The organism is Desulfatiglans anilini DSM 4660 (genome assembly GCF_000422285.1).
GTDB lineage: Bacteria > Desulfobacterota > DSM-4660 > Desulfatiglandales > Desulfatiglandaceae > Desulfatiglans > Desulfatiglans anilini.
Genome location: NZ_AULM01000010.1, coordinates 1 through 15,297, shown reverse-complemented (window position 1 = coordinate 15,297; position 15,297 = coordinate 1). Strand labels below are relative to the sequence as shown.

Sequence of the window (15,297 nt, the reverse complement as noted above, 5' to 3'; positions counted from 1 at the left end):
CGTTTCAAAGGGCAGGCTCGGCGCCCCCGGTCTTCTCCCTTTTCAGACGCTCGTATGAGAGGACCATCAGCGGCTCGAGGTTGACGATGTCCGCCCGGTTGTAGGCAAGCAAACGCTCGAGCGCCCCCTCCCGCCCCTCCCGGTGCGCTCGCCACATCCTCACGGCATCATAGCCGTTCAACCCGTCGACTCCTGAATCCCGGCCGACCCCGAGCGCCTTCTCGATCCGCTTCAGGCCGCCGCTGTATCCGAGCCGCTTCAGCACGAAGCGCAGATCGATGTGGGCCGGGGGCAGGCAGATGTGCGGGAAGGCGCGCCGGATAAACGGCACGTCGAACAGGCTGCCGTTGAAGGTGACCAGCAGGTCGTAGGCGCACACCTTCTCTTCGAAGCGGTCCAGATCAAGCCCGTTCACGAAGGAAAAGACCCGGTTGCCATCGTAAAGTCCGATGACGGTGATCTCATCCATCCCATCGAGCCCGCCGCTCGTTTCGATATCGAGGTAGACCGCCCGGCACCTGAACTCGCCGAAGAGCCGCCAGAGTTCACCCGGCGGCAGACGCCTCGCAAAGAAGCGGATATCCTCCAGGTGGTCAGCCGAGCGTCTGATCTCCTCCTCGATGTAGCGGTCTCTCGCATCCGAGAAGACGGTGCCGCTCCGGCGCAAAAAGTCGTCCCAGCAGCGGATGCCGCGGCGCCACAGGCCCTTTTCCGTCTTCGGGCCGATCCCCTGGATATGCAGAAAGGTGTTCTGAAGCATCGATACCGGGCACCCTCATCATTTGCGCCTCGCTCCGCGGGGGTTCGCAGGGTTTGCATTTCGGCGCCATTCCCTGCCCGCTGAGCGGCGGACTTCTTCAAAGACTCCGCTAGTACTGGAACTGTCCATCCTCGTAGATCACGGTGCGCCGCCCGGAGGCAAGCACGGCGCTCACCCGTTTGCGCTCCGTGTTGACGAGGTCCCAGTGGAGGGCCGAGTCGTTGAACCCGAGCTTCCGTTTGAGATCTTTCGTCAAGGTGTCCGGGTCGCCTGCAAAGGTGTCGGCGTAGGAGGCCCCCACCGCCAGGTGGCAGTTGCCGAACTCGCCTCCGAAATTCTCATCGTAGAGGGTGTTGGCCATAAAGCGGTCTATCCGCGAAAAACGCTTGTCGGTCAGGGAGAATTCCCCCACCCGGGAGGCCCCTTTGTCCATCGTCAACTGTTTGCGCAGAAACTCACCCCCCTTTTCCGCCTCCATCGTCTTGGCGACGCCCCTCTCGAAGGTCAGGCGCACCCCCTCGACGTAATTGCCGCTCCGAAAGGAAGGCTGATCCGCGTAGTAGATCCCGGTGGTGCCCCGCCAATCCGGAGACAGGAAAAGCTCGAAGCTCGGGATGTTGTGGCCCGAGATCCCGATCCACTTCCGCATCTTGCCTGGTTTGACGATGAGGTCGGTGTGGTCGGATTCGATGTGCAGGGCCTCGACCTCCATGCCATTCAGCCAATCTTTGATGGCCTGGGCCTCGCGGTGGATCTCCCGCCAGGCCTTGACCGGATCGGGGCGGTCGAGGTAGCAGGCCCGCACCACCTGGTCACAGTACTCCTCGAGCGAGACCCTCGCCTGGCGCGCCAGCTCCTCGGTCGGCACGGTGCAAAGGGTCCAGCCGAAACGTCCTTCGGCCTCGCGCCCGTCGAGGATCTCCCGCAGAGGTTTGCGTGCCACCGCCGCCTTCCCGATCTTTTTCGGGTCGATGTCGCTCAAATGGGTCAGCGAGGCCGGCGCGTGCAGGAAGATGTTCCCGTTCAGGGCCCTGAAAAGATCCACTTCGCCCGGCGGGATGAAGGTCAACTGCGTCTGATTCGCCTTCTCATAAAACTGGTGCTCCATCACCGGTGTGCCTCCCGGCCTGAGAACCGGGTTGTAGCCGGAATCCAACAGCTTCCCCTGCATGACCTCCGCCAGCGGGATGGCGGACAGATCGAAGCGAAGCAATATGAGATCGCCTTTGGCATAAGGCTCCCTGCGCGCGGTTTTCAAACCCCAGAGGAGCACATCGGAATATCGTTCCAACTGATCCTTGCTGAACATGTTCGTCCTTCCTTGGAATGGAAATGATTTCCTGGTACAAACCAGCTTCCAATCCGCAAATAGAGATCCGCCAAGCCCAGTCGGCGGTTGCAGACCCCGAAACGCGTGTGATAGTCTTCAGTCGATGGCCGAATGGCATCGGGAGGCAATACGGAAAGGTCCGCGCGGTCGGTCAGTCTTCCGCGGCGACAAGGCGGCCGCGAGGAATCCAGGAAAGGAGTGAAGGCATGCCGAAGATAAGCTTTGTGGTGGTGGATCGCACGAGGGCCCCTTTCTTGCGCGATGCCGAAGCATTCTACCTGGCGCGGCTCAAGCCCTACACCCAGACCGACTGGATCGTCGTCAAACCTGAGAAGGCCTCCAAGTCCCGCCCCGATGAGGAAATCATCCGCCTGGAAGGGGAGTCCATCCTCAAACGGGTCCCGGCTCAGGCCGCCTTGATCGCCCTCGATCGTACGGGCCGCATGTTCAGTTCACGGGAGTTCGCCTCCCGCCTCGAAGCGCTTTATATGCAGACCAGCCACCTGATCTTCGTCACCGGCGGTCCGCTCGGGCTTTCTTCAGCCGTCAGAGATGCGGCCCATGAAATCCTTTCCCTTTCCAAAATGACCCTGACGCACGAGATGGCCAGGGTCTTTCTCCTCGAGCAGATCTATCGGGCATTCACCATTATAAACGGCACCAAATACCACAAATAGTCCGTGTCCCTCGCCCGCTGCGGGCACGGCTGCACCTCATGCCGGCCAGGAACATCTCCCGTCAGGGCTGGTCAATCCCCTGAGTTGTTCTGCCTCGATTCGAGCGCCATGGCGATCTTGTTTCTGAGCTCCGTCAAGTCGAACGACTTGATCACGTAAAAATCAGCCGCGATGGACTTCATGTCTTCCTTGAAGGTATCGTAAGCCGTGCAGAGAACGACAGGCAGATTGTAGAATTTGTTTCGGATGTCCTGGAGCAGATCGAGCCCGTTGTAGTCAACCATCTTGATATCCAACACCACCAGGTCGGGCTTCTCGTTCTCTATTCGTTCCAGGAGCTTGTACCCGCTGTCAGCGGTGATGACTTCATATCCGGCCTCGGTCAATTCCTCGGAATAAAGATAGCGGATATGTTCCTCGTCATCGACGATCAGGATTTTTGCCATGTGCAAGTCTCCTTATCTGAATTGGACCTTGGATTTCCTCACCCGATGCCGGTTACTATAAAGCAACCGATTCTTTTTTGCAAAGGTTATGAATCCTGAAGAGGGGTGCGCCGGCCGGACCCGGCGGCTCCCTCTCCTCTATCTCCCGGAGGCCTCGAGGATGCCGACCGGCCGGATCGCATGCTCGTGGAGATCCCGCGGAAAAAGCACTGCCCCCGGCTCCGCTCAGTAGACGTAGAAGCCCCGACCCGACTTCCGGCCGAGCCACCCCGCGGCGACGTATTTCCTCAACAGGGGGCAGGGGCGGTACTTGTCATCGCCTAGCCCGCGCTGCAGGACCTCCATGATGGCGAGGCAGGTGTCGAGGCCGATCAGGTCCGCCAGGGCCAGCGGCCCCATCGGGTGATTCATCCCGAGTTTCATGACCTGGTCGATGTCTTCGGCCGTCCCCACCCCTTCGAACAGGGCATAGACCGCCTCGTTGATCATGGGAATCAGCACGCGGTTGCTGATGAAACCCGGAAAGTCGTTCGCCAGCACAGGCGTCTTGTCCATCGCCACCGCCAGGTCGCGGGTGGTCGCGAAGGTCTCCTGCGAAGTGGCCAGGCCGTTGATGATCTCGACAAGCTTCATCATCGGGACCGGGTTCATAAAGTGCATGCCGATCACCTTGTCAGGCCGCTTGGTGACCGATCCGATCCGGGTGATCGAGATCGAAGACGTGTTGGAGGCGAGTATGACTTCCTCCCGACAGACCGCATCCAACTGCTCGAAGATCCGCGCTTTCAGCTCCTCGTTCTCCACGGCCGCCTCGACGACGAAATCCGCACGGGCCATGTCATCGAGCGCTGTCGAACCTTCGATGCGGCCCAGAATCGTCTTCATGTCCTCGGGGCTCATCTTCTCCTTCTTGACGAGCCGTCCGAGGCTCTTTTCTATGGTCGCAAAGCCACGCTCTACAAACGCATCCTGTACATCGTTCATGATCACCGCGTATCCGCTTGCGGCCGCCATCTGCGCTATACCGGAGCCCATCTGCCCCGAACCGATCACTCCCACTGTCCTGATGTCCACCGTTCGTCCTCCTCGATCACATGAAATGGATGTTGCATTCTTGAACCCCTCCGCGGGTGGCGGCCTTGCGGGCGAACCCCGCCCCCGCGGGCGCGCCGGCCATTGCAGCGCCGCGCTTCAGCGACCGGCGCAACCGGCTGCGGACCCGGCCGCCCGCAGACGGCTTGCGTGCCGATTCTGCGCCGCCCGTCATCCCCCATCGCCGCTCTCGACTCGAAAGGCCAAGAGAGAAAGCTCCGCAGCCTTTCCTTCATAGGCTCAAGCGGGCGGCAAAAGCAAGTCTCTTTTTGCCACACCTTGAAAATGATCCGCCGGCATTCTCCCAGCCTGAAAGCTGTTGCGGTGCTTGCAGACCCCTTTCGAAACAGACGCCGTTTCCCGCCCGGAAACCGCTCCGATCCATGGTGACTTGACGCGAAGCCGGTGCGAAGCATCCCGTCTCAGCCCATCCAGTCATCCTGCACCCTCGTCTCAACCCGCTCCACCCACGGCCGGTGTGCAGCGGCCCGCTTCAGGCAGGTCATTGTAAATTTCGGGATGAAACGCTAAACTGCTTCTATGGGCATCTGGAGACGGCCACCGGGACTTCGATGCGCCCTTCCCCCAACCGCTGCCTGCCATGGAGCGCGCACCCGCAGAGCGTGCAAGCCTCCCCCGGGTTTTCCGCCGGCCCGGCTGCGGCCGCACTTCTTCAGACACCCGGCAAGCGCCGGCGCAGCAACGAGGCCGGCAATGCTCTAGGCCCCGCCTCCCCATGCAGACCCTTTACGCACGAATACGCACCCCTAACCGGAGCATGGAGGACATGCGATGAGCGACGTAAAAAAAATCGACGACGGCCCCGAGATCGAGGTTTATCGGCATCCGAATGCAGAGATCCGGTCCTACCTGACGCAGGAACCGATCTCGAACCCGGTCGTCGAGTCGTTCAGAGCGCCGTACACGCCCGAAAAGACCAAATCGCTGCCCTCCCTCGGGGCGCTCGGCAGACAGATCGTCCAGGAGATCATGACGCTGCAGGGCATCACCGAGATCCGTGTCAAGCCCAAAGAGATCCGAATCATCAAGGCGCCGGAGGCCTCCTGGGATCGCATCGAGGGCCCGATCCTCAGGCTCCTCGCGAGCGCCCTCAAACGAAAGCGGCTGCGGCGGGTCAAATAGGCGCAGACGCACCCTCCTGCTCCTCTTTCGCGAAGCAGAGGATCGCCCCGCCCACCAGGAAAAAGACCGAGATGGAGACGATCGAAAGCCGGGATGTCCCGGTCAGCTGCCGGATCAGCGCAAACAGGATCGGCCCCCAGACGGCGGAAAACTTGGAGAAGACCGAGAAGAACCCGAAGAGCTGGGCGGCGTGCTCTCGGGCGACGAGGCGGGCATAGAACGAACGGGACAGGGCCTGCGTTCCCCCGAGAATCAGCCCCACCACCAGGCCCATGATCCAGTATTCACCCGGCGTCTCCATCCGGAAGGCGAAGAGTGTCAGCCCCAGCCAGACCGCCAGCGCGCCAAGGATGGTCCGCCTGACCCCGAGCGCCTCCGCCGCCCGGGACATCCCGAGCGCCCCCCCGATCCCGACGAACTGCACCATCAGAAGCGTCCCGAGGAGCGTGGAGCTCGACAGCCCCAGTTCCTCCTTGCCGAAGATGGCCGCCATCTTGATAATCGTCTGCACGCCGTCGTTGTAGATCATGTAAGCGACCAGAAACAGCAGCAGGTTCCGCCGCCGGACGATGTGCAGGACGGCTTCACGGAGCGAGGCGAAGCCCGCTCGCACCGAAAAGGCGAGCCCCGTCCGCCTGGAAACGGATGCGGACCGCTCCCGCAGCGTCAAAAGGGTCACGGTGCTGAAGCCGCCCCACCAGAGCCCGGCCGATGCAAGCGACAGGCGCACCGCCGTCTCCTGCTCCACCTCGAAGACCTGGTGAAAATGGATGAAAACGACGTTCAACAGGAGCAGCAGCCCGCCCCCGAGATAGCCCAGGGCATACCCCTGACCGGAGAGCCGGTCCATTTCGGGGCCGGTGGCGAGAAACGGAAGGAAGGCGTCGTAGAAGACGTTCGCACACACGAAGGCGTAGTGTCCGATGCAGAACAGGAGGAGGGTCGCCTGCACGTCCCCTGCGCCGCAGAACCCGAGCCCCAGGGTGGCGACTGCCCCGGCATACGCGCCGGTCATAAGGAACAGCTTCTTGCGGGAGCTGAAATCCGCTATCCCACCCAATACAGGCGCGGTCAGGATCACCAGGATCGCGATGAGCCCGTTGGCATACCCCCACAGGCTCGTGGCGCTCAAGCGCGTATCCACCCCGAGCCAACTGAGGGCCGCGCCCCCCGGCGGGACGACCCATTCGGCGAAATAGACCGGGAGGACCGCCGCCAGGACCGTCGTAGCGAAGGCGGAATTGGCCCAGTCGTAAACGCACCAGCCGAATCGTTCGCTGCGCGCAGGAGGCGTGGTCATGAGGCCCCTGAACCCCTACCGCCGCCGGAGCAGGCCGCGGACGGCGTCGAGTTCGGGGCAGCGCAGCAGCACAGCCGCCCCGAAATAAACCCCCGCCGCCAGACCGATGGCCGCCGCGATGCGCGTCAAGAGCGGCCAGAAACCGGCGCCCCACAGGCTCATCGGCAGGGTCCAGCGCTCATAGAGAAGGATCGCCGCCCCCATCAGCACCGCGGCGCAGGCGGACTTCAGGATGGAGCGGCCCACGGGTCGCAAGGCCAGCAGCGCCACCCTCCTTTTGAGCAGCAGCAGCAGACAGGCAAACTGCAACGTGGAGGCCAGGGTGAGCGCCAAGGCCAGCCCGCCGTGCTTCAAAGGCCCCATCAGGACGAGGCTCATGCTCAGGTTCGTGACGAGCGCCACGATGGCGATCTTGACCGGCGTCCGTGTGTCCTGCAGGGCGTAAAACGCGGAGACGAGGATGCGCACCCCTGAAAAGGCCCACAGCCCGAGGCAGTAGTAGAAGAGCGCCAGGGCGGTCATGGCGCTCGACACGCTGTCGAAGGCCCCGCGCTCGAAGAAGAGCTCCACCAGGGGTTCGCGCAGGAGAATGAGGCCGGCCATAGACGGGAGAGTGATGAAGAAAACCAGCCGTATCCCGTATTCGAGGGTCCGGCCGAAGCGCTCGAAGTCCCGGTTGGCGGCATAGCCCGAGAGCGTGGGGAGGGAGGCCGTGCTGATCGCGATCGCGAAAACGCCCAGAGGGAACTGCACCAGCCGGTCGGCGTAGTAGAGCCATGAGATGCTCCCCTCGGGCAGGAAAGAGGCGATCAGGGTGCCCATGATCTGGTTGAACTGATAGACGGCCGAGCCGAAGATGGCGGGCAGCATCAGGAGGCCGATCCGCTTCACCCCCGTGTGGGCGAACCGCCAGCGCGGTTTGAGGCTCATCCCGGCGCGCAGGGCCGGCAGGATCTGCAGCCCGACCTGCATGCACCCGCCCAGCAGCACCCCGATGGCCACCCCGACGATCGGCTCGCTCAGCCGCGGCGATATCCAGTAGGCCCCCGCGATGATGCCCACGTTCAGGAAGATCGGAGCCGCGGCCGGGGCGGCGAACCGCCGGAGCGAGTTGAGGACGCCCATGAACAGGGCTACCACACTGATCAACAGAATGTAGGGGAAGGTGATGCGGGTCAGCAGCACCGTCAGGGCGTACTTTTCGGTTTCGCCGCCGAACCCGAAGGCCTGCAGGCGGACGATCCATGGGGCGAGCAGGATCCCCGCCACGCTTAAAACGACCAGGATGATCGACAGGAGCGTCAGGACGGTCCGGGCGAGTTCGAAGGCCGCTGGCTTTCCCTTCTGGGTCAGGTACTCGGTGAAGACCGGGATGAACGCGATCGTCAGCGAGCCTTCCGCAAAGAGGCTGCGCAGGAAATTCGGGATGCGGAAGGCCACGAAGAAGGCGTCGGCGGCCATCCCGGCGCCGAAGAACCGGGCCACGACCATGTCGCGCACCAGCCCGAGGATCCGGCTGAGGAAGGTGAAGGCGCTGATCACCCCGGCCGCACGGCCGAGGCCGTGGGTCCCTGAGTCTCGGGTTGCGGCCGTCTTCAAGAGCGCTGCCTCTCTTCACTCCAGCATCGAAAGCATCTCACGGGCCTCCGTCGTCGGGGCCATGCAGGCCTGGGAGCGGCAGACGTAGGCGGTGGCCTTGCCGTCGCGCATCCGGTAGCCGGACGTAAAACCGGTCAAGGCGTCGATCTCGGGCCGGTCCTCGTCGCCCGGCCGGAAGAGGGTCACCCGGTTCGGATGGAACCGGGCCGCCAGTTCCCGTCGAAGCGCCAGCAGATCGGGGTCTTCCCGCCTCCCCACCAGCACCACTTCGGATACCGGCCCTGCGGCGAAATCCGCCGCCATCAGAAAAAAGGTGTAGGCCGAGGGCATGTCGCCGATGCGCGAAGAAAAGGCGCGCGCCAGCTCAGCCGCCCGCTCCTCGAGGGCGCTCCGGCCCGTCAGGTGGCTCAGGCGCAGGAGGTTCAGCATCGCCACGGCGTTGCCCGACGGGACCGCGCCGTCGTAGATCTCCTTCTTGCGGACGATCAGGGCCTCTCCCTTTTCTGGCGTAAAAAACAGCCCGCCCCGCTCCCGATCCCAGAAGTCCTCCAGCATCCTGTCGTTCAACGCCAGGGCCGAGCGCAGCCACTTTTCATCGAAGGTCGCCTCGTAGCACTCGATGAGCCCCCAGACCAGGAAGGCATAGTCATCCACAAACGCGCCGATCCCTCCCTCCCCCTCCCGGTAACGATGGAGCAGGGCGCCGTCCGCCCCGCCCATGCTCTCCAGGATGAAACGGAGCGCCGCTGCGGCCGCCGAGGCGTAGTCCGGCTCGCCCAGGACCATGGCGCCCCGGGCGAGGGCCGCGGCCATCAGCCCGTTCCAATCCGTCAGGACCTTGTCGTCCCGGTGCGGCCGGATCCGCTTTTCCCGCGCCGCGAAAAGCCGCTCCCGGATGCGCGCCAGCCGGTCCGCGAGGGTCTGAGGGGAAAGGCCCCTCCGCCCCGCCTTGGCCTCGAGCGGTTCACGGAGGTGCAGGATGTTCCCGCCCGTCCTCCGGCCGGTGGCCTCCTCCTGGAAGTTCCCCTCCGGCTTCGCGTTGAAGCATTCCATGGCAAGCGCGGCGTCCTCATCCCCGAGGAGGCTCCGCAGCTCCGCCGCACTCCAGACGTAGAACTTCCCTTCGACCCCCTCGCTGTCGGCGTCCTCAGCCGAGTAGAAGGCCCCCTCCGGGGAGCGCATGTCGCGCAGCACATAGGCGAAGATCTCCCTCGCCGTCTCCGCGTAGAGGGCCACACCGGTCGCCTGAAACGCCTCGAGGTAGGCCAGCGCGAGCAGCGCCTGGTCATAGAGCATCTTTTCGAAATGCGGCACGAGCCACTCCGCATCCGTGCTGTAGCGGTGGAAGCCGTAGCCGATCTGATCGAAGATTCCCCCGAGGCGCATCGCCCTCAGCGTCTTTTGGACCATTTCCAGGGCCGCGGCATCCCCGGAGCGCTTCCACCAGCGCAGCAGGAAGAGGAGTTGATGCGGGGTCGGAAACTTGGGCGCCGGGCCGAAGCCCCCATGGGCTGCGTCGAACCGCCGGGCGATCTCGCGGTACCCTTTTTCGATCAGCGCGGTCCCGAGGTCGCCGCCGGCCGTACCCGCATCGACCCCGTTCAGCGCGGCCGTGATCTTTCCCACCGAGGCCATGACTTCCGCCCGCCGGGTCTGCCAGACCTCGCGGATGCGCGGTATCAGCTCGAGCAGTCCGACCCGCCCGAAGCGGTTCTCCTTCGGGATGTAGGTCGCTGCAAAGAACGGGGCCTTCTCCGGGGTCATCACGATCGTGAGCGGCCAGCCTCCGCTGCCGGTCATCATGTTGCAGACCGTCATGTAGACGTGATCCAGATCCGGGCGCTCCTCGCGATCGACCTTGATCGAGATGAAGGCGTCGTTCATCAGCCGCGCGACCGCCTCGTCCTCGAAAGACTCCTTCTCCATCACATGGCACCAGTGGCACGTGGAATACCCGATCGACAGGAACACCGGCTTGTCTTCCTCCGCCGCCCGGGCGAAGGCCTCCTCCGACCAGGGGTACCAGTCCACGGGGTTGTAGGCATGCTGAAGGAGATAGGGGCTCTTCTCCCGGGCCAGTCTGTTCGTTCTCCGCTCCTGCATGACTGCGTCCTTTCCGCCGACGGCTCGAGGGGTGGCCGATGCATCGACCGGGCATGCGCACCGGGGTTCAAAAAAGCTGCGGGTCTCCGCCCGCCCGCGGGGCTGCGGCCGCGTCCATCTCGAACGCTCTCTGGGCGGCTCCCATCAGGCTGGCCTTCTGATTGAGGATGACCCTCACGGCGATGCCCTGCAGCAGGCCGCTGAACCGGCCCTTGTCGGCGAAGGCCTTCATGAATCGGCCGTCGGCAAGCGCCGGTAGGATCTTCGGGGGAATGCCGCCGGCCAGATACACCCCGCCTGTCGCAAGCACCGCCAGCGCAAGATTTCCGGCGGCCGCCCCCAGGACGGAGCAAAAGGTCCCCAGAACCTTGACGCACAATGGCTCGCCCTTTTCCATGGCGGCATCGGTGATCGCGCGGGCCGGGTCTTTACGTTCCATATCGTCCCTGAGCCAATCAGGGATGGAGTACCCGCCGATCTCCCTCAGGGATGCGAACAGGTTCAGCAGGCCGCGTCCCGAGGCAACGCGCTCGACGCTCACATGGCCGAATCGCCTGGCAAGGCAGCGCCACACCTCCAGCTGCTCCTCGTCGGCAGGCGCGAAGTCCATGTGTCCGCCTTCGGAGGCGAACGGCCGATACTGCCCGTCCACGAAAGTCAGAAAGGCATTTCCGAGGCCCGTTCCCGGTGCGATGAGGGCGATGGCATCGCGGGCGCGCGGTTTGGCCTCGTTCAACGCGTAGACTTCACCGCTTTCGAGGAACGGCACGAAACAACCCGCTGCAGCCAGGTCGTTGATGAGCCGGACGCGCCATCCGAAACGCGCCTCGAGCTCCTTTTCCGAAACGCGCCAGGGAAGATTAGTGGTCTTGCAGACCCCGTCGATCACCGGCCCGGCCATGGCCAAAACGGCCCCCTGGACCTCGGCGGGGTGGCGCTCCAGAAACCGCTCGACATGCTCCGCAACCCCTTGTGCGGCGCTGCTCAACCAGGTCTCCGACACCTGAAGCACAGGCCTCGCCGCGCCCCGCCTGAAAAGCCCGAGGACCGTCTTGGTGCCTCCGATATCGCCGGCGAGCATCATGCCGGTTGAGGTCTCACCGTCCATTTCCCCCCCTCTAGGGGCGCCCGCGGCTTTGTTCGGCACCCGCCTTCCTCTGCATCATCTCCCGCGCAGTTTCAGCGCCACTTCCGCCACACGCGCACCCAGGCTGCGCGCGGTGGCAAGCCCGAGGTCGTCGGCCTCGATTCCGCCCTGATGGTTGCTCCACAGGGTCCCGCCGAGATGAGCCCCCGGGCTCCCGTCGCCTACCACGACCATGTCATGCACCAGCATCGCGGTGTGGATCGACTGGATCGTCGCCTCCTGTCCGCCGCTCCGGAAGCCGCCGACCGCCAGCGCGCCGCTGGCGACGTTGCGGAACTTGAAGCCGTTGCGCCTGAACATGACCGTCCGGTCCAGGAAGGCCTTGCACTGGCTGGTCATCACACCGAGATAAACCGGGCTCGCCACAATGAGCCCCCCCAGGTCGGGGTCGGCCAGCGTAGGGATAAGCTTCCCGAAATCGTCCTCCTGGCTGCACTCGAGCTTCTTCATGCACGCCCCGCAGGCGATGCACCCTCGGATATCCATCCCGGCCAGTTCGACCGCGACTGCCTTCACGTCCGGGAAGGCCTCTTCAGCCGCCTTCAAACAGACATCCAAGGCATAGCGGGTGGTCTTTCCCTTCCGCGGACTGCAACAAACACCGACAATCTTGACCGTCATGTAATTCGACCTCCTTTCCAATCGTTGAAATGTCGCCCTTTCCTGTCGGGAAACGTTTGCATCCGGAAAGAAAACTTCGGGTCCCGGTCTATCCACACACTGCGCGCTCAGTCCCACCCCGGCAGGGCGGGCCCCGGTTTCTTCACATCCCTGCGCAGCGGCGCTCTGCAGGTCCTCATCACAAGCAGGGCGGCAGATCGATGCCGGGGTGGGCAAAAAAGATCCTTTCCGGATGGCTGCAGTCTAACACATTGCGGAAGGGTGTGGGTAGCACGATAAGCCTGTCGACGGTGAAAATCGGCCCGCCTGACAGCCGCGGGAAAAAGGTCGCTGAAAACCCCGATGATTGATTTTGACTGGCATGAGGAAGTCTGCTATAGAGGTGAAAGCTGAAAGCGCAGGCACACGAGGCATTCACCCCGGCTTCTCAGGGGGAGTCGCGAACCGCCGCCCCCCTTCGCCCGCCGACCCGATGGAAAGGAGCGCAAGACCGTCATGAGCGATGCGAGCCCTCTCAAAGACAAAGTTGTTCTGGTGGTGGATGACGAACCTGATATCCTGGAAACGATCGAGGAAGAGCTGGACATGTGCCTCGTCCACAAGGCCGGCGACTACGACACCGCCCTCCAGTATCTCCTCAGCTACACCTACGATATCGTCATCCTGGACATCATGGGGGTGAACGGTTTCGAACTCCTGCGCCACACCGTTTCCAGGGGATTTCCCACCGTCATGCTCACGGCGCACGCCCTTACGCCCGACGCCCTCAAGACCGCCATCAAGCTCGGTGCGCTCTCTTTTCTTCCGAAGGAAAAGATCTCTGAGCTCGCCAGTTATCTCGAAGACGTGGTCCTGGGCGGAGGAAAGCCGGTCTGGAAACGGCTTTTCACCCGCCTCGGCGACTCCTTCAACAAGCATTTCGGACCCGATTGGCGGGAAAAGGACAGGTTTTTCAAGGAATTTCTCGAAGAGCTCAAAAAGAGCGCCGACACCGCCGAGTAAACGCCCGGGCGGGTGTAGACGCTCCTTTGCATGCCTGAAAGCGTGTTGAAAAATCTATTGTGTGCGGTCCCTTCACACCTTGCCGGCGGGGAGGGCCTTGCGCTTCGGCAAAATGTACATCTCGCATATCCGCCGGTAGTGATACCCGTAAACGGCCAGCGTCACGGCCAGCGACACCACCCGCGGCTTGCGCAGGAGCGTCCAGAAAAGCAGCTTCCAGTATTGGAACCGCTCCTTCCCCCACACCCCGAGCAGAAAACAGGATCTGAAAAAAGCCAGGAAACTCTGGAAGGTCAACGGCGCCTTCGCGCGGGGCACCCCGAATTCCTTCAGGAAGACCTTCACGCGCCGGTAGTAGTGCTTGGGGGAGTAGATGTGCCCCATCAGCGTGCGGTACCCCTCGAGGAGGCTGTCAATGCCCATCTTCGGGATGATGTTGGTCGTGCCGTCGACATTGTCCCCCGTGATCTTCGAGATCAGTCGGTTTTCACCCTGCAGCCGCGCGAAAAGCCGCGTGCCCGGAGGCGCGTTCAGGATGCCCACCATGGCGGTCACGATCCCGCTTTTCTGAATGAAGTCGATTTGGCGCTGAAAGATCGAGCGGGTGTCGTTGTCGAAGCCCACGATGAAGCCGCCCGTCACCTGGAGACCCGCGCGCTGGATGATCTTGACGCTCTGAAGCAGGTCCCGGTTCGTGTTCTGCTTCTTGCGGCACTCGGCCAGACAGGCCTCATCCGGTGATTCGATCCCGATGAAGACCGAGTCGAACCCCGCCCGAACCATCAGCCGCATGAGCTCCGGGTCGTCGGCCAGATTGATGGACGCCTCGGTGTAGAACACGAAGCCCTTCTTGCCCTTACGCCAGGCGATCAGGGCCGGCAGCAGGCGCGACTTCAGATACTGCTTGTTGCCGATGAAGTTGTCGTCCACGAAAAAGACGTTGCCGCGCCAGCCAAGGGCGTAAAGGCTGTCCAGCTCCGCGGTGATCTGCTCGGGCCGCTTCATGCGCGGCTTGTGGCCGAAAAGGACCGTTACGTTGCAGAAATCGCAGTTGAAGGGGCATCCGCGCGAGAACTGGAGGCTCATGGAGGCGTATTTTTTCATCTTGAGGAGGTCCCAGGCAGGCGTCGGGCTCTGCTCGATGCTGCAGAAGCCCTCCGAACGGTAGACCCGCTTCGGCCGCCCGGCCTTGAGATCCTTCAGAAAAAGCGGCAGGGTGATCTCCGCCTCGTCCAGTACGAGATGGTCGAGATCGCTGAACTCATCAGGCTCTCCCGTAAAGAGCGGACCGCCCGCGACCACCGGCACCCCCTTCTCCCTGCACCGTGCGATCACGCTTCTCACGCTCTCCCTCTGGACGACCATGGCGCTGATGAAGACCATGTCCGCCCAGCCGAGATCCCCATCCGTCAGGGCCTCCACATTCATATCCACGAGGCGCTTGTCGAAGTCTCCGGGAAGAAGGGCCCCGATGGTGAGCAGCCCGAGCGGCGGGTGGGAGGCGCTCCTGCGGATGAAACGGAGGGCATAGCGCAGGGACCAGAAGGTATCCGGAAAACGGGGATAGACGAGCAGGACGTTCATAAAGCAGCGTTCCTTTCAAGCAGCGGAGGGGGCAGCCTCCCGCTCTTTGCACCTTCATCGGTGCCGTTCATGCGGCGCTCCGCAGGGCGCGGCCGTCGCACAGGCAACTTGATCGAAAATTCACAAAGACACCCTCGGCCAATGCCGCCGGGGGCCGGCCTCGACCTTGATCGATGTCCGTCAGTCTCAGATCAATCTACCCCTCCGGGGCCGGCAAAGCAAAACAATTCGCTTCCAGGTAAACCGGAACGACCATTTATCGAACCCGGGGCATCCTTCCGGCCAACGGCCCCCCGAAAATCCCATCGAATGGACATGCAGCCCCCGCTCTCCACTCTCCGAAGCGGCACGCCGCCTCAGATAGATCCGATCCGGAAATGATTTCGCGGTAGAACCCGGTTTCCAATCCGGAAATGAGGATTTTTGGCCAATATCAAGGAGATCAAGCGTTTGCGCGGAGGCGACCTGGTGGTCGCCGCACAAGCAAACGTGC

General features: G+C 63.0%; 14 protein-coding genes. 3 read left to right on the top strand and 11 right to left on the bottom strand.

What is annotated here, in order from left to right:
* Nucleotides 1-4: 4 nt before the first annotated feature.
* Nucleotides 5-760: a ribonuclease H-like domain-containing protein gene (locus tag H567_RS0109310; protein ID WP_028321196.1), complete on the bottom strand. Its 756-nt coding sequence runs from the start codon at nt 758-760 to the stop codon at nt 5-7.
* Between the two features lie 109 nt (nt 761-869).
* A complete protein-coding gene (locus H567_RS0109305) occupies nt 870-2,069 on the bottom strand; it encodes an aminopeptidase (RefSeq protein ID WP_028321195.1) in 1,200 nt (399 codons plus the stop codon).
* A 227-nt stretch (nt 2,070-2,296) separates the two neighbouring features.
* On the opposite strand from H567_RS0109305, the gene H567_RS0109300 reads away from it, so the two are divergent.
* On the top strand, nt 2,297-2,767 hold the full coding sequence (locus tag H567_RS0109300; protein WP_035253907.1) for a 23S rRNA (pseudouridine(1915)-N(3))-methyltransferase RlmH: 471 nt from the start codon (nt 2,297-2,299) through the stop codon (nt 2,765-2,767).
* Between the two features lie 71 nt (nt 2,768-2,838).
* Here the strand turns inward: H567_RS0109300 and H567_RS0109295 are convergent, their stop codons facing one another.
* The 3 genes from H567_RS0109295 to H567_RS28465 form a co-directional block, all read right to left on the bottom strand.
* On the bottom strand, nt 2,839-3,213 hold the full coding sequence (locus tag H567_RS0109295; protein ID WP_028321193.1) for a response regulator: 375 nt from the start codon (nt 3,211-3,213) through the stop codon (nt 2,839-2,841).
* Nucleotides 3,214-3,438: 225 nt separating this feature from the next.
* Nucleotides 3,439-4,287, bottom strand: a complete 849-nt coding sequence (locus H567_RS0109290) for a 3-hydroxybutyryl-CoA dehydrogenase (RefSeq protein WP_028321192.1) — start codon at nt 4,285-4,287, stop codon at nt 3,439-3,441.
* A 16-nt stretch (nt 4,288-4,303) separates the two neighbouring features.
* Nucleotides 4,304-4,480: a hypothetical protein gene (locus H567_RS28465; protein ID WP_153306119.1), complete on the bottom strand. Its 177-nt coding sequence runs from the start codon at nt 4,478-4,480 to the stop codon at nt 4,304-4,306.
* Nucleotides 4,481-5,097: 617 nt separating this feature from the next.
* Between H567_RS28465 and H567_RS0109280 the strand changes: the two genes are divergently transcribed.
* Nucleotides 5,098-5,448 (top strand): hypothetical protein, encoded by a 351-nt coding sequence (locus H567_RS0109280; RefSeq protein WP_028321191.1) that lies wholly within the window; start codon nt 5,098-5,100, stop codon nt 5,446-5,448.
* On the opposite strand, the gene H567_RS0109275 is transcribed toward H567_RS0109280, so the two are convergent.
* The 5 genes from H567_RS0109275 to H567_RS0109255 all read right to left on the bottom strand — a co-directional run bounded on the left by H567_RS0109275 (nt 5,441) and on the right by H567_RS0109255 (nt 12,218).
* The gene (locus H567_RS0109275) at nt 5,441-6,748 is read right to left on the bottom strand and encodes an MFS transporter (RefSeq protein ID WP_028321190.1); all 1,308 of its coding nucleotides are present in this window, start codon (nt 6,746-6,748) and stop codon (nt 5,441-5,443) included. The genes H567_RS0109280 and H567_RS0109275 overlap by 8 nt on opposite strands.
* Before the next feature lie 15 nt (nt 6,749-6,763).
* Entirely contained in the window at nt 6,764-8,347 is a 1,584-nt protein-coding gene (murJ, locus tag H567_RS24045; protein WP_051184668.1) for a murein biosynthesis integral membrane protein MurJ, read from the bottom strand.
* A gap of 15 nt (nt 8,348-8,362) precedes the next feature.
* On the bottom strand, nt 8,363-10,450 hold the full coding sequence (locus tag H567_RS0109265; protein WP_028321189.1) for a thioredoxin domain-containing protein: 2,088 nt from the start codon (nt 10,448-10,450) through the stop codon (nt 8,363-8,365).
* A 67-nt stretch (nt 10,451-10,517) separates the two neighbouring features.
* Nucleotides 10,518-11,558, bottom strand: a complete 1,041-nt coding sequence (gene glk, locus H567_RS24040; RefSeq protein ID WP_051184667.1) for a glucokinase — start codon at nt 11,556-11,558, stop codon at nt 10,518-10,520.
* A 54-nt stretch (nt 11,559-11,612) separates the two neighbouring features.
* Nucleotides 11,613-12,218, bottom strand: a complete 606-nt coding sequence (locus H567_RS0109255; RefSeq protein ID WP_035253905.1) for a flavodoxin family protein — start codon at nt 12,216-12,218, stop codon at nt 11,613-11,615.
* Between the two features lie 495 nt (nt 12,219-12,713).
* Here H567_RS0109255 and H567_RS0109250 point away from each other — a divergent pair, with 495 nt between their 5' ends.
* Nucleotides 12,714-13,220 carry a response regulator transcription factor gene (locus tag H567_RS0109250; protein WP_028321187.1) on the top strand — a complete coding sequence of 169 codons (507 nt, stop codon included), beginning with the start codon at nt 12,714-12,716 and terminating at the stop codon, nt 13,218-13,220.
* 72 nt (nt 13,221-13,292) lie between these two features.
* Here H567_RS0109250 and H567_RS0109245 read toward each other — a convergent pair whose 3' ends face one another.
* A complete protein-coding gene (locus H567_RS0109245; RefSeq protein WP_028321186.1) occupies nt 13,293-14,804 on the bottom strand; it encodes a B12-binding domain-containing radical SAM protein in 1,512 nt (503 codons plus the stop codon).
* Nucleotides 14,805-15,297 lie beyond the last annotated feature (493 nt).